Here is a 15,461-nt window from a genome sequence, read left to right on the forward strand (position 1 = left end):
CGGATTTACTGCTTGCGCTGGTGGCTGACCAGTTCGGCCAGCGCGGCAATCGAGGCGAAATGGGCGCGATTTTCGGCCGCGTCGCTTTGCAGCTTGATGCCGTACTTCTTCTGCAGAGCGACCCCCAGCTCGAGCGCATCGATCGAGTCCAGCCCCAGACCATCATTGAACAGCGGTGCATCGGTATCGATCTCGTCCGCCGTCATGTCTTCCAGATTGAGTGTTTCGATGACAAAACACTTGATTTCATTGATCAGCGCACTATCCACGTTGAAGTTCCTGCTGGTAAAAGTCAAATAGGTCGGCATTCAGACGGCGCGCAGCTACGGGAGCACTGACGCCCTGTCGATAGGGGGCCAGATCGATGTCATCCCCGACACGCAGCGACATGACAAAGCGGCGCGGCGGGATTTTGTACCACTTGTCCTGCTTGGTCAAAGTGGTGGGCGTAATGGTCAGCACGACAGGCGTCAGCACCTGCGCCCCCTTCACGGCAATCGTCGCGGCGCCGCGATGGAAATGCAATGGCGCCCCCGGCGTGGTACGGGTGCCTTCCGGAAACACGATCAGGCAATCCCCTTCCTGCAGCGCGGCAATACTGTCGAGCACCATCTGCTCGCTGCTATGGTTGGGAATGAAACCGGCGGCACTGACCGGGCCAACCATGCAGGGATTGCGCCAAAGGCCACCCTTGACCACGCAATTGGGCTCACGGATATGCGACATCATGAAAACCACATCCAGCAGCGAAGGATGGTTGGCCACCACCAGTTGCCCGGGTCTCCCCAGTCTGTGCTCACCTTCGATACGCCACTCCATGATGCCCAGCCAGCGCATCCAGCGCATGAACACGCTGAAGGTTAAATGAATCAGCCGGCGCGCACGCGCACGGCGCAGCGCCAGAGGCGTGATGCGGTTCAGTAGCGGAAACACCCCTCCCAATACCACACCGCCCACGCCGAAAGTACTGAAGGCCACGGCGGTACCCAGCAAGCGCCGGCACCAGTCCAGACGAGCCCGCACACTCATGCCGCATTCCAGAGCCAGTCGTGGCGTTCTCCTGGCAGCACCAAGGCTTTATGCCTCTGCAGCCACCACGACCACCAGGACAAGACGAGATCCGGGTCTGCCGCAACTTGAGCGGCGCTGCGGGGCTGCAGCTGCAGATTGGGCGCGCCGCCACTGAGGCGCAGAGCCAATGCATAGCCCTCTCCCGGCTCGACCGCTTCGGAATGCAGCATCTCCGGAAAGGCCTCATCGGCAATCACCACAACAACCGGCGTTGATGGATCATCGTGCAGCATCCCCTGGGCCTCCAGCAGCGCCATGGGCAAGGTATCCATTCCTGCGGCCACCGCACTGCATTCACCCGTAAACCCGGTCAGGATCGACCACAAACCGGGAATTGCGTTATGCACCGAATGGCTGAATGCCGCAGGCGAGATTGGCTCTCCCGCAGCGATTTCCTGCAACATCCCAAGTGTCTTGGCGATTTCACCATGCCGTGAACCGAAAATCAGCCGCGCCCGGTCGCCTTCATCCTGGACCTGTTGCGCCACATGCAAACAGCCCCTGGCCAGGGCCGACAGCCTGCGCCGAGCCATGGCCGGGACAAAGCCAAGCGCAGGCTTACCATCGCGGTGAGCGCACCAGCAGGCCGACGCATCGACACGAACAGCAAGTGACCAGGCAGGGGGGGGAGTCATCGTGATATGGGGCAGACAGCAAAAATGGGCAATCAGAACGTCTAGAAGTTAGGGGCATTATCTCACAGCCCCCTGCCACCGCACCCCGGCCTGATTGCCGGCATCAGGGGCGCAATCCGAATTCCAGCAATGAATGTGACAAACCCAGCTGATCATGAATGGCCAGACATTCCAGACCAGCATCGCTGGCGCAGGCAATGTACTCATCTGCACGGTAAATCTTGCTATTGCCACTGGCGATTGCCGTGAAATAAGGCGAGGTATTGATCAGGCAATACGATGCAATATCAAACTGCTGGCGATCCCAGAAGGTATCGAGGATAAACAGCCGCCCGCCTTCATCCAGCGCCCTGGCGGCACAAGCAAGAATATGCCGGATGGCATCCAGCGAAAAGCAGGAAAGGAACTGGCTCATCCAGATCACATCGTGCCCGCTCGGGAGCTGCAAAGCGGCATCGAGCAGATTGCGCGGCGCGAGCATCAACCGCTCGGCCAGCCCGGCTTCCTGCAATCCACGCCAGGCGACATCCAGCTGGATGGGCAGATCAACCAGTGTCAGCTGCACTGCGGGATCATGCTCAAGACACAGACGGGCGAACTTGCCGGTATTGGCTCCGACATCCATCAAACGGCGCGGCTGGCGCTTCAGCAAGAAAGGCAGCGCATCCGGAAACGCCGAATCCGAATAGTAATGATCAAAGGCAAACCAGGATGAGCGCGCGGGCTCGGGCAACACGGACAGGCCTTCATAAATGCTTGGCCAATCTCCAAGATGCCGCAACCCCACCGGCTTTTCTTCGTCCAGCGCTCGCTCGAGATCGAAGAGCCCCTGCCAGCAGACATCCTGAACCCAGTCAAAATTGATCTGGGTAAGGCGATCATTGACCAGCATATACCCGGGTTTTTCCAGCTCCCACAGACCATTTTTCCTGGCAACCACACCTGCCGATAGACAGCTTTCCAGCAGCACATCAACGGCATAAGCACTCAACCCATGCCGTACCATCAACTCATTGCTTGCCAAGGCACCATCTGCGAGAGCCGCCAGCAGGCCTTTTTTCCAGGCAATGCGCACGCACTGAAACACCACCGGGCCAAATGCCAGCTTCTGCGCCTCATATCGCGCAGCAAACGCCGAGCAATCAGCCCCGAATCGTCGATTATCCAATCTCCTCCTCCACACAAACAGCCAGCCAAGACACTTCAGCCCCCCCAATACAGCACACCCTCGAACTTTATCTATAACAACACCGACTCTATCGCTCAGCCCCCCCTGAGGGACTCAAGCCGGGAAGTAAACACATTTTGCCAGCCTGATAGCCTGGCAACTTTGAACGCAGCACTTGGGTAAAAGTAGAGCCATCCACCCATTCGTCAGCAGCACAACCGTTCAACCCCTATTTCCCCCTGCAACAAAAGCTTCAGTTTCACTTAAATCTACCGTGATATTAATACCTTACCACTTAACCGGAGACGACCATGGGCACGATCAATATCGCGTATGCAGACTGGGAAAGCTTAGAGGCCGTCGCCAGTACGGCGGTGAGCGTTAACAGCATTAATAGTACTCAAATCCAGATCAACGTCGATCTGGGCGGTGGGCGCTCAGCTCAGTTTACCGTTAGTGGCAGCTTTACCGGGGGGGCGGGCAATGACCTCAGCACAGTCAACGGTACTGTTGGTGGGGTACGAATGGTATTAGATGGGGTGGAACAGTACGTCGCAACCGGCATGGCGGTAGATGTAACGGAAATCACCGAGGAAGTGTTTGCGGATCCGATGGTGCTCTTTGAAGTTGCTCTTGAGAACGGCGGAGATGTCGACGGCTCCAATGACGACGATTCTTTAACGGGAGCACTCGGGGATGACAGCATCTTTGGCGACCTGGGCGATGACAGTCTGTTTGGTGGAGATGGCAACGACGATCTCAGCGGAGGAGATGGCCAAGATAGCCTGAGCGGAGACGTGGGCGACGACCACTTGGATGGTGGCATCGGCGACGATACGCTGAATGGTGGCACCGGCAACGACAGCCTCGGAGGGGGGGCGGGCAATGACACGCTACTCGGGGGATCAGGCAACGACACGATGAGCGGCGGCGCAGGCAGTGACACTTATTACGTCGACTCCAGCCTAGATGTAATCAATGGCGAAACCTCCATTAGTGGCACCGATAACGTACGCAGCTCCATCAATTACACGCTAGGAAACACCAGCAATATCGAAAATCTGCTGCTGCTGACTGGTGCCACCTCCGGTACCGGCAATGCACTGAACAACGTGATTACCGGCAACACCGGCAACAACACCCTGAACGGTGGTGATGGCAACGACAAGACTGACGGCGGCACCGGCAACGACAGCCTGCTGGGCGGCAGCGGCAACGACACGCTGGTTGGTGGTACTGGCACCGACTCGATGAACGGCGGCGCAGGCAACGACACCTACTACGTGGACTCCAGCACCGACGTAATCCTCGGCGAAACCAGCACAACCGGCATCGACGGCGTTGGCTCTGCGGTGAACTACACCTTGGGCAGCACCAGCAACCTGGAAAATCTGTGGCTGCTCACCGGCGCCACCTCCGGCACCGGCAATGCACTGAACAACGTGATTACCGGCAACACCGGCAACAACACGCTGAACGGTGGTGATGGCAACGACAAGACCGATGGTGGCACCGGCAACGACAGCCTGTTGGGCGGTAACGGCAACGACACCCTGGTTGGCGGCGCCGGCACCGACTCGATGAACGGCGGCGCGGGCAACGACACCTACTACGTGGACTCCAGCACCGACGTGATCACCGGTGAAACCAGCGCAACCGGCATCGATGGCGTGAATAGCGCGATCAGCTACACCCTGGGCAGCACCAGCAACCTGGAAAACCTCACCCTGCTGACTGGCGCTACTGCTGGCACCGGCAATGCATTGAACAACGTGATTACCGGCAACACCGGCAACAACACGCTGAACGGCGGCGACGGCAATGACAAAACCGACGGCGGCACCGGCAACGACAGCCTGCTGGGCGGCAACGGCAACGACACCCTGGTTGGCGGCGCCGGAACCGACTCGATGAACGGCGGGGCGGGCGACGACAGCTACTACGTCGACGCCAGTACCGACGTGATCACTGGCGAAACCAGTACAACCGGCATCGACAGCGTGAATAGCGCGGTCAGCTACACCTTGGGCAGCACCAGCAATCTGGAAAACCTCACCCTGCTGACTGGCGCCACCAACGGCACTGGTAATGCGTTGAATAACGTGATCACTGGCAACACCGGCAACAACACGCTGAACGGCGGAGATGGGCGTGATAGCCTGGTGGGCGGCGACGGCACGGATGTGCTACTTGGCGGTACCGGTACAGACAGCCTCAGCGGCGGCAACGGCGCGGATCACTTCGACTTCAATGCCCTCTCGGAAATCCTGATCGGCACCAGCCGTGACGTGATCAACGACTTCAAGGCCGTCGAAGGCGACAAGATCGACCTGTCGACCCTGGATGCCAATACCGCCACGACGGCCTCCAACGAGGCCTTCAGCTACATCGGCGGCAATGCATTTACCGGTGCCGGGCAGCTGCGGCTGGTGAACGGCATTCTGTACGGCAATACCGACGCCGATAGCACGGCCGAATTTGAAATCCAGCTCACCGGCGTCAGCAGCCTGACCTCGACGGCCTTCGTTCTCTAACCCTGCCTGCGGTTCTGGCAGACCACCACAGCCCGGCCTGCGTGCCGGGCTGTGGTCTTGATAATCTGCCCGCCCCATCTAATTGACAATCATTCTCGCCACATCAAAAAACACTTCGGGAATAGAGATGAGTCTTGGTAGACTAAGGAACTTTTCGCTCTTCGCGCCGAACCAAATGCTGACTCGTAAAGCAATTTAAGAGTCAGGCCATTGGCGGTTTAAATATTCAGATTGATATCGCAATGCCGGACAAGATGACTGCTCGAGTCGCAATTATTGGTTATTCGTTTCGTTTCCCTGGAGTATCTGCAGCAAACTACTGGCAAAAACTGCTAGCAGGAGAGGACTTGGTTACCCAGGTCGAGTCGGGCCGCTGGGAGCAGGATATGTATCTGCACCCGGATCGAGGCACACCAGGAACCAGCTATACCTTTGCCGCGGGCTCGATTGGTGATGTCGGGGGCTTTGACCCTGGCTTCTTTGGCATTTCGCCCCGCGAAGCAGCAATGATGGACCCCCAACAGCGGATTCTGCTGGAGATGAGTTGGGAAGCCTTCGAGCGAGCCGGCAAAAAACCCTCGACTGTGCGCGGAAGCAACTGCGGCGTCTATATTGGCTTTGCCAGCGTGGATTATGCCTACAGAATGGCCGAAGACCTCGCGGCACTGGATTCTGCTGCAGCGACAGGCAATACCGGCAGCATCGCAGCCAATCGCTTGTCCTACACCTTTGACCTGCGAGGCCCGAGCATGGCGATCGACACCGCCTGTTCATCTTCGCTAGTCGCATTCCATCAGGCCTGCCAATCCATCCGATCGGGCGAAACCGACATGGCACTGGCGGGTGGAGTGAGCCTGCACCTCCACCCATACGGGTTCGTTATTTTTTCGAAAGCCACGATGCTGTCGCGCAAAGGCCGTTGCAGTGTATTCGACGAAAGCGGAGATGGTTATGTCCGCTCGGAAGGGGGCGGGGTTTTCCTGCTGAAAAACTACGACAAGGCACTGGCTGATGGCGACCCCATTCTTGCGGTAGTAGCCGCCTCCGCCGTCAATACCGACGGCAAGAAAACCGGGCTGACCGTTCCCAGCCACACGGCGCAAGCCAGCCTCCTTTCCCAGGTTTACAGCCAGGCCGGGATTCAGGCTGACGACATTGATTACCTTGAAGCACACGGCACCGGTACTGCGGTCGGCGACCCGATTGAAACCCGCGCTATTGGCCTAGCGCTCGGCAAACGTCGCAGCAAGGACAAACCCTTGCCCATCGGCTCGGTGAAAAGCAACATGGGCCACTTGGAAACAGCGTCCGGCATGGCCGGACTGGTCAAGGCCCTGCATGTGGTGCGCCATCGAGTGGCGCCGGCCACCATTGGCATCAAGCGCTTCAACCCCAAGATCGATTTCGACGACCTCAACCTGCAGGTGGTTACCGAGCCGAAACAACTCAAGCCGGAAGGGCCGGTCACCGTCGGCGTCAACTCCTTCGGCTTTGGCGGCGCAAATGCGCATGTCATTCTTCAAAGCCCGGAAGTAGTACCCAACAAGCAGGCCACGTCGAAGCATACGCTGTTTCCCCTGCGAATTTCCGCGCGCAGCGAACAAGCCGTACGAGCATTTGCCAGCAATCTGCTGACAGACTTGGAGGAACAAAACAATGCTCCCGACCTCTACGACTACACCTATACCCTACTGCATTGCCGCGAGCAGTTCGACTGCGCGGCTGCGGCCCACGTTCACGACACCGCGAGCCTGAAGGCAGCCCTGCGGGCCATCGCTGGAGTGGATGATGCTTCCAAAGAGGCGCCTGCCGTCACCACCGGTAATGCCTTGCCCACGGCCAAGGGGCCGGTTTTTGTCTTTTCTGGCAATGGCTCGCAGTGGCAAAACATGGGCCGAACCCTGCTCCGGGAAAATTCCGTTTTCCGGGGCACCATCGCCGAAATCGACCAGCATTTCCTGCCCTTGGCCGGCTGGTCACTGCGGGAGCATTTGGCTGGCGAGCTGCCGGATCAGAAATACGACTTCACCGAAATTGCCCAGCCGGCGCTGTTTGCACTGCAAGTCGGCATCGTGCGCATGTTGGCAAGTCGCGGCATCCATCCACTAGCCGTCACAGGACATAGTGTGGGCGAGGTTGCCGCAGCATGGTGCGCTGGTGCCTTGTCGCTCGAGGACGCGACCAGAGTCATCTACAACCGCAGCCATTGGCAGGGCAAAACCAAGGGGCAGGGCGCCATGACAGCCGCCGGCCTTGGTGAGTCCGAAATGCTGGAGCTCTTGGCAGAGTTGCAAGTTGCAGATCGTGTGGCGCTGGCAGGGGTCAACAGCTCCAGGGGAAGTACGCTGGCCGGCGCACCAGATGATCTGGCCCTCGTGGAGCAGGCCCTGGCCAAGAAGGGAGCCTTCTACAAACGGCTTGATCTCGATTACGCCTTCCACAGTGAGGCAATGGACCCGATCGAAGAGGGCGTCATCGCATCGCTTACCGGAATACAGGCTCGCACCGGCGCAGTGCCTTTTTACTCGACGGTCAGCGGCACAGCGCTGGATGGCGCCCGGCTCGACGCGAGCTACTGGTGGAAAAACATCCGCAAACCGGTGCTTTTTGCCAGCGCCACCGATGCACTCATAGCAGAAGGCATGAATGTCTTCGTCGAGATCGGCCCGCACCCGGTATTGCGCGGTTACATCAGCGACACACTGAAGTCGGCGCAGCAGGACGGCGCCAACATTGCCACACTGCACCGCGATGACGAACATTGCGACAAAATCTGGACTGCAGCGCAACGCGTGCTGATTGCTGGCTGCTCAAATGCATGGAGTGACTTTTATCCAGTTGCCGGGCAAGTCGCCGATCTGCCGCATTATCCGTGGCAACGCGAACGCCTCTGGCACAGCACCACCAGCGAATCGTTGGGCTTGCTGCAGCGCAAGCAGCTGCACCCACTGCTGGGCCATGCCGTCGCCCAGTTCGAAGGAACCTGGGAAAATCGGCTCGATACGGCAAGCCAGCCAGCATTCGCGGATCACGTGGTCGGTGACGCCACCGTATTCCCCGGCACGGCTTATGTTGAAATGGCCCTGGCCGCCGCACATGCCCAATCCCCGGACGGCCGCGCCATCGAACTGGAAGAACTGGAAATCCTCGCCCCATTGATTCTCTCGGATGGACAGATCAAGATCAGCCGTACGGCGCGAGTAGGCGCAGATGGTGCACTGCAGATCCAGGCGCGCGATTATGCAGGTGAATCAGGCAACTGGACCCTGCACGCCAAGACCCGCGTTCGCCCCGAACCAGGCACGGTACGCCTCGCCGCGGCAGATCGCCTGAGCATACCCACCCGGCAGCCCCACTTTACCGCCGCCAGCCACGCCCTCCTGACCCGAACAGCCGGACTCGCCTACGGCCCCGCTTTCTGCTGCATCAGGCACGGCTGGGTTGACGCAGACTCGGTTCTGGCCGAACTGATTGTTCCCGCATCGATCGAGCTGGGGCTGGACAACTACCTGCTGCACCCGGCCCTGCTGGACTGCACCTTCCAGCTGATCATCCAGTTGCTGCGCGACGAAGTCGCCGATCTCGCCGGTATCGCCTTTGTTCCGACCAAAATCGGCCATGTCACTTTCACCCCCGGTGCTGGCCGCCCGACGTATGCACGCGCCTCACTACGGCAACGAGCTCCGCACTCCCTGACGGCCGAATTCACACTCTTCAATGCAGCAGGGGATGTCATCGCGCGAATCGAAGAGGCGCGTTTCCGCAGCGTCCGCCTGCACAAGGGCAAGGACAACTCGCTACACCTGCTTGACTACACGGCCGAAGCGGCACCACTGAACAAAACTGGCGAATCGGCAGGGATTGAAACTCTACTTGCCGAGCTACTGCGGCAGCATGCAGAGAGCGCCGATACACAGCGTTTTACCAGTGAAGTTGATCCGCTGCTGGATGCCTTCGCCTCGCAGTGCAACCATGAATTGCTGAGCAACCTGAGTGCCGACGGACACCTCCCCACCTCCCTGCACACTGCCACCGGCAGCGATGCGGCCCAGCGCTATGCGTTCAGCATCGCCATGGCCGAGAGCGAAGGCGGACTTGAACGCGATACTGATGGCTGGAGGCTTGGCGACTCGCCGAATGGCGACGTGAGTGCACAAGCCATCTGGCAAGCACTCCTGGCCGATTATCCCGACTACTTCCAGCTCACACACGCCATCGACCTTGCCGCCAAACAGGCCACCGTCATGCTCGACGCGAGCGCGACAAGACTGCGACTGCCCGCCCCTCTGCGCCCCCAGCTCTGGCGGGCAGCGCTTGGCCCTCGCGCGCAGCTGATTTCCTCGGCCACATATCGCTGGCTCGGCGAGCGGCTTTCCAGCCTGAAGGCCGGCCAGCGTCTCGCTGTGCTGGAAATCTGCGGCGCCGAGAGCCTGCTGCTCAAGCAATGTCGCCCACTTCTGACCGACTCGCGCTTCAATTTTGCCCTGGCCACAGAAAGCAGCGAAGCGCTCGGCAACATACAGCATCAGCTGGAAGAGCATGCCAACCTTGACGCCGTCCAGTTGGACGACGACGCGGCCCTGTCCATCGAGGCCGATCTGGTCGTTCTGACCCTCGACTTCATTGCCCCGCACGCCCTGCAGTCTGCCCTGCAGCTGGCCAGCCGCAGCCTCGGCCAGCACGGCAGCTTGCTGCTTATCGGCCGCAAAGCCTCACGCTGGATGGACTTCGTCGACGGACAAACCCAAGCATACACTCAAGCCTATATAGCCACAGTCCTTGAATCTCAAGGGCTGAGTGCGTACACCCAAGAAAACGCCAGCAACGACAGCGATCTGTTCCTGATCGGCGCACACAAAGAGCCACAGCCGCAGCAAGCTGCGGCGAGCAAACCCTATGTGTTACTCTGGGCCGATCCGGCCGAATTACCCACTGCATTCAGCGGCGTTCTTGCCGAAACGGCCATTTGCCTGGCTGGAATGGATGAAAGCGCACTGACCCAGGCGCAGCAGGCCGCCGGAAGCGCCCCCCTGGCCATCGTCATGGCTCATGGTCTGTTCGGTGGCAGCTCATCGCCAGAAAACACCGTCACTTGGCAGACGGCCCGCTGCCATGCACTGACTCGTCTGCACGTTTTGCTGGAAGAACAATCCAATCAGACAACGATCTGGATTCCAACCCGGGGAGCCGCCAGCCATCTGCTCCCACACTGGCAGGCGGCAGGCTCGCCCGCTGGCGATAGCGCACTATGGGGATTCGGCCGAACGCTGCAAAACGAAAGCAGCTCTGCCGCCATCCGCCTGCTAGACCTTGACCCGGGATTGTCGCCCACAGCGATGGCGGCGATACTGAACGAGGAAATAGCCAATCCGGATGCGGAAACCGAAGTAATCCGTCAGGCAGGCGGCGAGCGCTTTGCCGCACGCATGCGCTACACCCGCATGGCCAATGCCGGACAAGCTGCAAGCGACGGCAAGGCATCACACATCCGCCGACTTGGTTTCCAGTTCCCCGGTCAGCTCCGCAACCTGCAGTGGGAAAGCGTCGAGCCGGGCGAACTTGGCGACGAGCAGCTCGATGTCGAGGTCCTGGCTACCGGACTGAATTTCCGCGACGTGATGTACGCCCTCGGTTTGCTTTCCGACGAAGCAGTCGAGAACGGCTTTGCCGGCCCTTCGCTCGGTCTGGAATTTGCGGGCCGGGTACGCCGCATCGGTAGCAACGTCACAGGCTACAAGGCCGGTGATTTGGTCGTCGGTTTTGGCCCTTATAGTTTTGCGGACCGGGTGTATACCACCCCATCCGCCATTGCCCACATTCCAGCAGGGATTAGCTGCGAAGCCGCTGCCACCATTCCCAGCGTGTTTTTCACCGTATATTACGCACTCTATCATCTGGCTCACCTGCAAGCCGGCGAACGCATCCTGATTCATGGCGCGGCAGGTGGCGTTGGCATTGCCGCCATACAGCTCGCGCGTCACTTGGGCGCGGAAATTTACGCCACGGCCGGCTCGGATGAAAAACGGGTCTTCCTGCACAATCTAGGCGTGAAGCACATTTATGACTCCCGCTCTCTGGCATTCGCGGACGAAATCCTGCGCGACACGGCCGGTGAAGGTGTCGATGTGGTGCTCAATTCACTGGCCGGAGAGGCAGTCAACCGCAACTTTGACGTGCTGCGCCCGTTTGGCCGTTTCCTTGAGCTTGGCAAACGCGATTTCTACGAAAATACCAAGGTCGGCCTGCGACCATTCCGTAATAATGTCAGCTATTTCGGCATCGATGCCGACCAGTTGATGCAGGTAAAACCCGAGCTGACGCAACGTCTGTTCGCCGAAGTCATTGCCCTGTTCGCCGACGGCACCCTGACCCCCCTGCCCTATCAGGTCTTTGACGCAGCCGAAGTGGTCGATGCCTTCCGCCAGATGCAGCAAGCCCGACAGATCGGCAAGATCGTTGTGACTTACTACAACGGCATTCAGCCGGTACAGGGCGAAGCGACCGAATCGGTAAGCCCCCCGCTTCAGCTCGACGGCAAGGCTTGCTATCTGGTTACCGGTGGCTTGAACGGTTTTGGCTTGCAAACGGCAAAATGGCTGGCAACCCGAGGGGCGCGTCATCTGTTGCTACTTAGTCGGCGCGGCGCAAGCAGCGATGAAGCCCGTGATGCTCTGGCTGAATTTGCCGCTCAGGGAGTCAAGGCGGAAGCATTGGCCTGCGACGTCACAGACCGGGCAGCATTGAGCGCGATTTTCAGCACCTTCGGTGTCAGCAGACCTCCGCTCAAGGGACTTGTTCATGCAGCCGTCGTAATCGACGATGGACTGGTCAGGAATCTGGATGCGGAGCAGATCGGAAAGGTCCTGCGCCCGAAACTGCTTGGTGCTGATTACCTGGATGCATTGAGCCGTAATATGCAGCTCGATTTCTTCGTACTGTATTCGTCGGGAACCACCCTGTTCGGCAATCCGGGCCAGGCCAGTTACGTTGCCGCCAACAGCTACCTGGAAGCCTTGGCTGCCACACGCCGGGCTGCTGGCCTACCCGCTACCTGCGCCCGCTGGGGCGCCATCGACGACGTCGGGTTCCTCGCCCGCAACGAAAAGATCAAGGATGCCCTGCAAAGCCGGATGGGAGGACAAGCGCTCACCTCGGCTGCGGCTCTGGATATTCTCGGCAAGATGATCAGCACCGGCTCGTCCGATCTTGGCGTACTGGAACTCGACTGGCGTGCGCTGGAGCGCTTCCTGCCATCAGCGGGTAGCCCCAAATTCCGTCGCATCGCACGCAAGGCAGGCCAAGCCGAGCAGGGCGATGAGGCTGGCAATGATATCCAGCACCTACTGCACACTCTGCCGGACAGCGAGTTGCACGCCTGCTTTATCGGCATGCTGAAGGCGGAAGTGGGCGCAATTTTGCGTATCGCGCCGGACAAGATCGATGCGGATGGCTCGATCTATGATATGGGGCTGGATTCTCTGATGGGCGTCGAACTGGTCGTCGCGCTTGAAGACCGCTTCGGCACACGGTTACAGGTGATGGCGCTAAGCCAGAATCCGACAATCAGTAAATTGGCAGAGAAGCTGATCCTGCAGCTGAAAGGGCAGACTGAAGCCAGCCCGGAAAGCGATACCGAAGCCCAAATCCAAGCGTTGGCGGTACAGCATGGGGTCAGCGAGCAAACGGATTCCGCGGCTCTGGCTGCGCAACTTGTTCAGGCTAACGCCAGCAAAAGGATGATTCACTGATGGCAGGTAAAGGAATCGCCGGGCTGACTGGACAGTTGAAGGACAAGCTAATCCAGCAGGCACTGGAACGCAAACTTAAGCAAGCCGAACAGGCGCCACTGCAGCCACTGCGATCAGGACGCGAGATTCCGGAGAGCTTCTGCCGCTTCGACCTGCACCCAGGTTACCAGCAGTTGCGCATCATGTCCGAGGGGGGGCAACGCCTTGGCGTTCCCAGCCCGTTCTTCAAACTGCACGATGGACTGGCCGGGGCGACCACGCACATTGGCGGCCGCGAATACATCAATTTTGCAAGTTACAACTACCTTGGGTTAAACGGCCACCCTGCGGTTCAGGAAGCGGCCAAACAGGCCATCGACCGCTACGGCATTTCTGTTTCCGCCAGCCGCCCCGTGTCGGGTGAACGCCCCGTCCACCGCGAACTTGAAGAAACCATCGCTGCCGCTTACGAGGTGGATGCTGCTGTCGTCTTTGTCAGTGGCCATGCGACCAATGTCAGCACCATCGGCATGCTGTTCGGCCCCAAGGATCTGGTCATCCACGACGAGTACATCCACAACAGCGCACTGCAAGGCATGCTGCTATCCGGGGCCAAGCGACTTTCCATTCCCCACAATGATCTGGACGCACTGGACGATATCCTGATCCGAAACCGCCATGACTTCGAGCGTGTACTGATCGTGGTCGAAGGTATTTACAGCATGGACGGCGACTACCCCGACCTGCCCCGACTGATCGAAATCAAGCAGCGTCACCGCGCCTTCTTGATGGTGGATGAAGCGCACTCTTTTGGCGTCATGGGCAGAAACGGCCTGGGCTTGCGCGAACATTTCGGTATCGCTGGCAAGGCGGTTGATATCTGGATGGGAACCCTGAGCAAATCGCTGGCAGGCTGCGGCGGCTACATCGCCGGCGAAAACGCCCTGGTTGAGCACCTCAAATTTTTGGCCCCGGGCTTCCTGTACAGTGTTGGCATGCCCGCCCCCGTCGCCGCGGCATCACGAATGGCACTGAACTGCATGCTAGCCGAACCGGAGCGGGTACAGCGACTGCAGCAAATGGGCGCCTACTTCCTGCGGCAAGCTCGGCAGCTTGGCATCGACACGGGGGCAAGCACGGGCTTGGCCGTGATTCCGGCGATTGTCGGCAGCTCTCTAAGAGCGGCCCGATTGTCGTCGTCCCTATTTGAGCAAGGCATCAATGTGCAGCCCATTCTCTATCCGGCCGTCCCGGAAAAAGCCGCCCGCCTGCGTTTTTTCATCAGTTGCGAGCATACCGAAGAGCAAATCGACCAAACACTTGCCGCACTGAAAAAGGCTCTAGCGGACTTCTGACGCCTTTGCGCGCGAGATCGGTCATGCCTTGCAAACCGGATCAGCCTACAGGGGGGGCTATCAGGCAGCATCATCAAAGGGCGATGGAAGAAGCTCTTGTCATTCATAACACGTCTATCGAGCCCGACCTACATGGCAAATGCTGTCTTTTCCGCACTGATCCGGCAATTGCGCCAGCCAAGAGATGCTGCGCGAGAAATACAACTCCCTCCAGAGCGCAATCTAATCTTTGATGTTCTGGCGGAAGGTCGGCGCAAGAAAACCATCTATCTAACCGGGGATGCCGAACTCGGCCATCTGCGAAACCTGATTGCCAGCCACAAAGCGCAGGAAATACCGCTATCGCTGACTGCGTGCCTAGGCAAGGCACTAGCCTGCGCGCTGCAGGAACAACCGGAAATGCAATCTTATCTCCGCGGCAGCAAAAAGCGCATCGTATTCAACAGCATTGATCTGGCCTGCATGATTGAACGTGAATTGCCCGATGGCTGCAGGCAGCCACTGCATTACATCATCCGCGACTGCCAGAACAAGTCCCTGCCAATCATCCAGCAAGAGCTCCAGCAAGCCAGGATCGCTCCCGTGGGCGCTGGCGGCCCGCTCAGTCCGCTGGAAAACTGGTTTCTGCACTGGCCAGGCTGGCTGCGTTGGTTCGTATGGCTCTGGATTCGCCGCGATCCCTACACCAGCAAGCAGCTGATGGGAACAGTCGGACTGACGTCCATCGGCATGTTCGGCTCAGGCGCAATGCTGATCCTGCCCATCTCCCCCTTAACCCTGACACTGTCAATTGGCGGCGTCAGCAAGAAGCTCATCATCAAGGACGGGCAACTGGACGAATGCGAGTCAATCCAGTTCGCCCTTGCTGCGGATCATGACGTCATCGACGGCGCACCGCTGATGCGCTTTGCCAGTCGACTCAAGGAAATCATCGCACACGGCCATCCGAACCTAGCCTGACCATTGCCTCG

8 protein-coding genes are annotated in these 15,461 nt (G+C 59.2%); 4 read left to right on the top strand and 4 right to left on the bottom strand.

Annotated features, from left to right (window positions below; genetic code table 11):
- Positions 1-5 precede the first annotated feature (5 nt).
- The 4 genes from INR99_RS00535 to INR99_RS00550 all read right to left on the bottom strand — a co-directional run bounded on the left by INR99_RS00535 (position 6) and on the right by INR99_RS00550 (position 2,874).
- The gene (locus INR99_RS00535) at positions 6-269 is read right to left on the bottom strand and encodes a phosphopantetheine-binding protein (RefSeq protein ID WP_308431421.1); all 264 of its coding nucleotides are present in this window, start codon (positions 267-269) and stop codon (positions 6-8) included.
- Positions 262-1,029, bottom strand: a complete 768-nt coding sequence (locus tag INR99_RS00540) for a lysophospholipid acyltransferase family protein (RefSeq protein ID WP_194114340.1) — start codon at positions 1,027-1,029, stop codon at positions 262-264. Before INR99_RS00540 ends, INR99_RS00535 begins: the two co-directional genes overlap by 8 nt.
- Positions 1,026-1,706: a beta-ketoacyl synthase chain length factor gene (locus INR99_RS00545; protein ID WP_194114341.1), complete on the bottom strand. Its 681-nt coding sequence runs from the start codon at positions 1,704-1,706 to the stop codon at positions 1,026-1,028. Before INR99_RS00545 ends, INR99_RS00540 begins: the two co-directional genes overlap by 4 nt.
- 103 nt (positions 1,707-1,809) lie before the next feature.
- On the bottom strand, positions 1,810-2,874 hold the full coding sequence (locus INR99_RS00550; protein WP_194114342.1) for a class I SAM-dependent methyltransferase: 1,065 nt from the start codon (positions 2,872-2,874) through the stop codon (positions 1,810-1,812).
- A 311-nt stretch (positions 2,875-3,185) separates the two neighbouring features.
- Here INR99_RS00550 and INR99_RS17635 point away from each other — a divergent pair, with 311 nt between their 5' ends.
- The 4 genes from INR99_RS17635 to INR99_RS00570 all read left to right on the top strand — a co-directional run bounded on the left by INR99_RS17635 (position 3,186) and on the right by INR99_RS00570 (position 15,450).
- On the top strand, positions 3,186-5,408 hold the full coding sequence (locus INR99_RS17635) for a beta strand repeat-containing protein (protein WP_194114343.1): 2,223 nt from the start codon (positions 3,186-3,188) through the stop codon (positions 5,406-5,408).
- A 254-nt stretch (positions 5,409-5,662) separates the two neighbouring features.
- Positions 5,663-13,156, top strand: coding sequence for a type I polyketide synthase (locus INR99_RS00560; RefSeq protein ID WP_194114344.1), 7,494 nt, complete (start codon positions 5,663-5,665; stop codon positions 13,154-13,156).
- Entirely contained in the window at positions 13,156-14,490 is a 1,335-nt protein-coding gene (locus tag INR99_RS00565) for an aminotransferase class I/II-fold pyridoxal phosphate-dependent enzyme (protein ID WP_194114345.1), read from the top strand. Before INR99_RS00560 ends, INR99_RS00565 begins: the two co-directional genes overlap by 1 nt.
- 132 nt (positions 14,491-14,622) lie before the next feature.
- Positions 14,623-15,450 (top strand): 2-oxo acid dehydrogenase subunit E2, encoded by an 828-nt coding sequence (locus INR99_RS00570; protein ID WP_194114346.1) that lies wholly within the window; start codon positions 14,623-14,625, stop codon positions 15,448-15,450.
- Positions 15,451-15,461 lie beyond the last annotated feature (11 nt).

This window comes from Chitinilyticum piscinae, from assembly GCF_015223195.1.
Taxonomy (GTDB): Bacteria; Pseudomonadota; Gammaproteobacteria; order Burkholderiales; family Chitinibacteraceae; genus Chitinilyticum; species Chitinilyticum piscinae.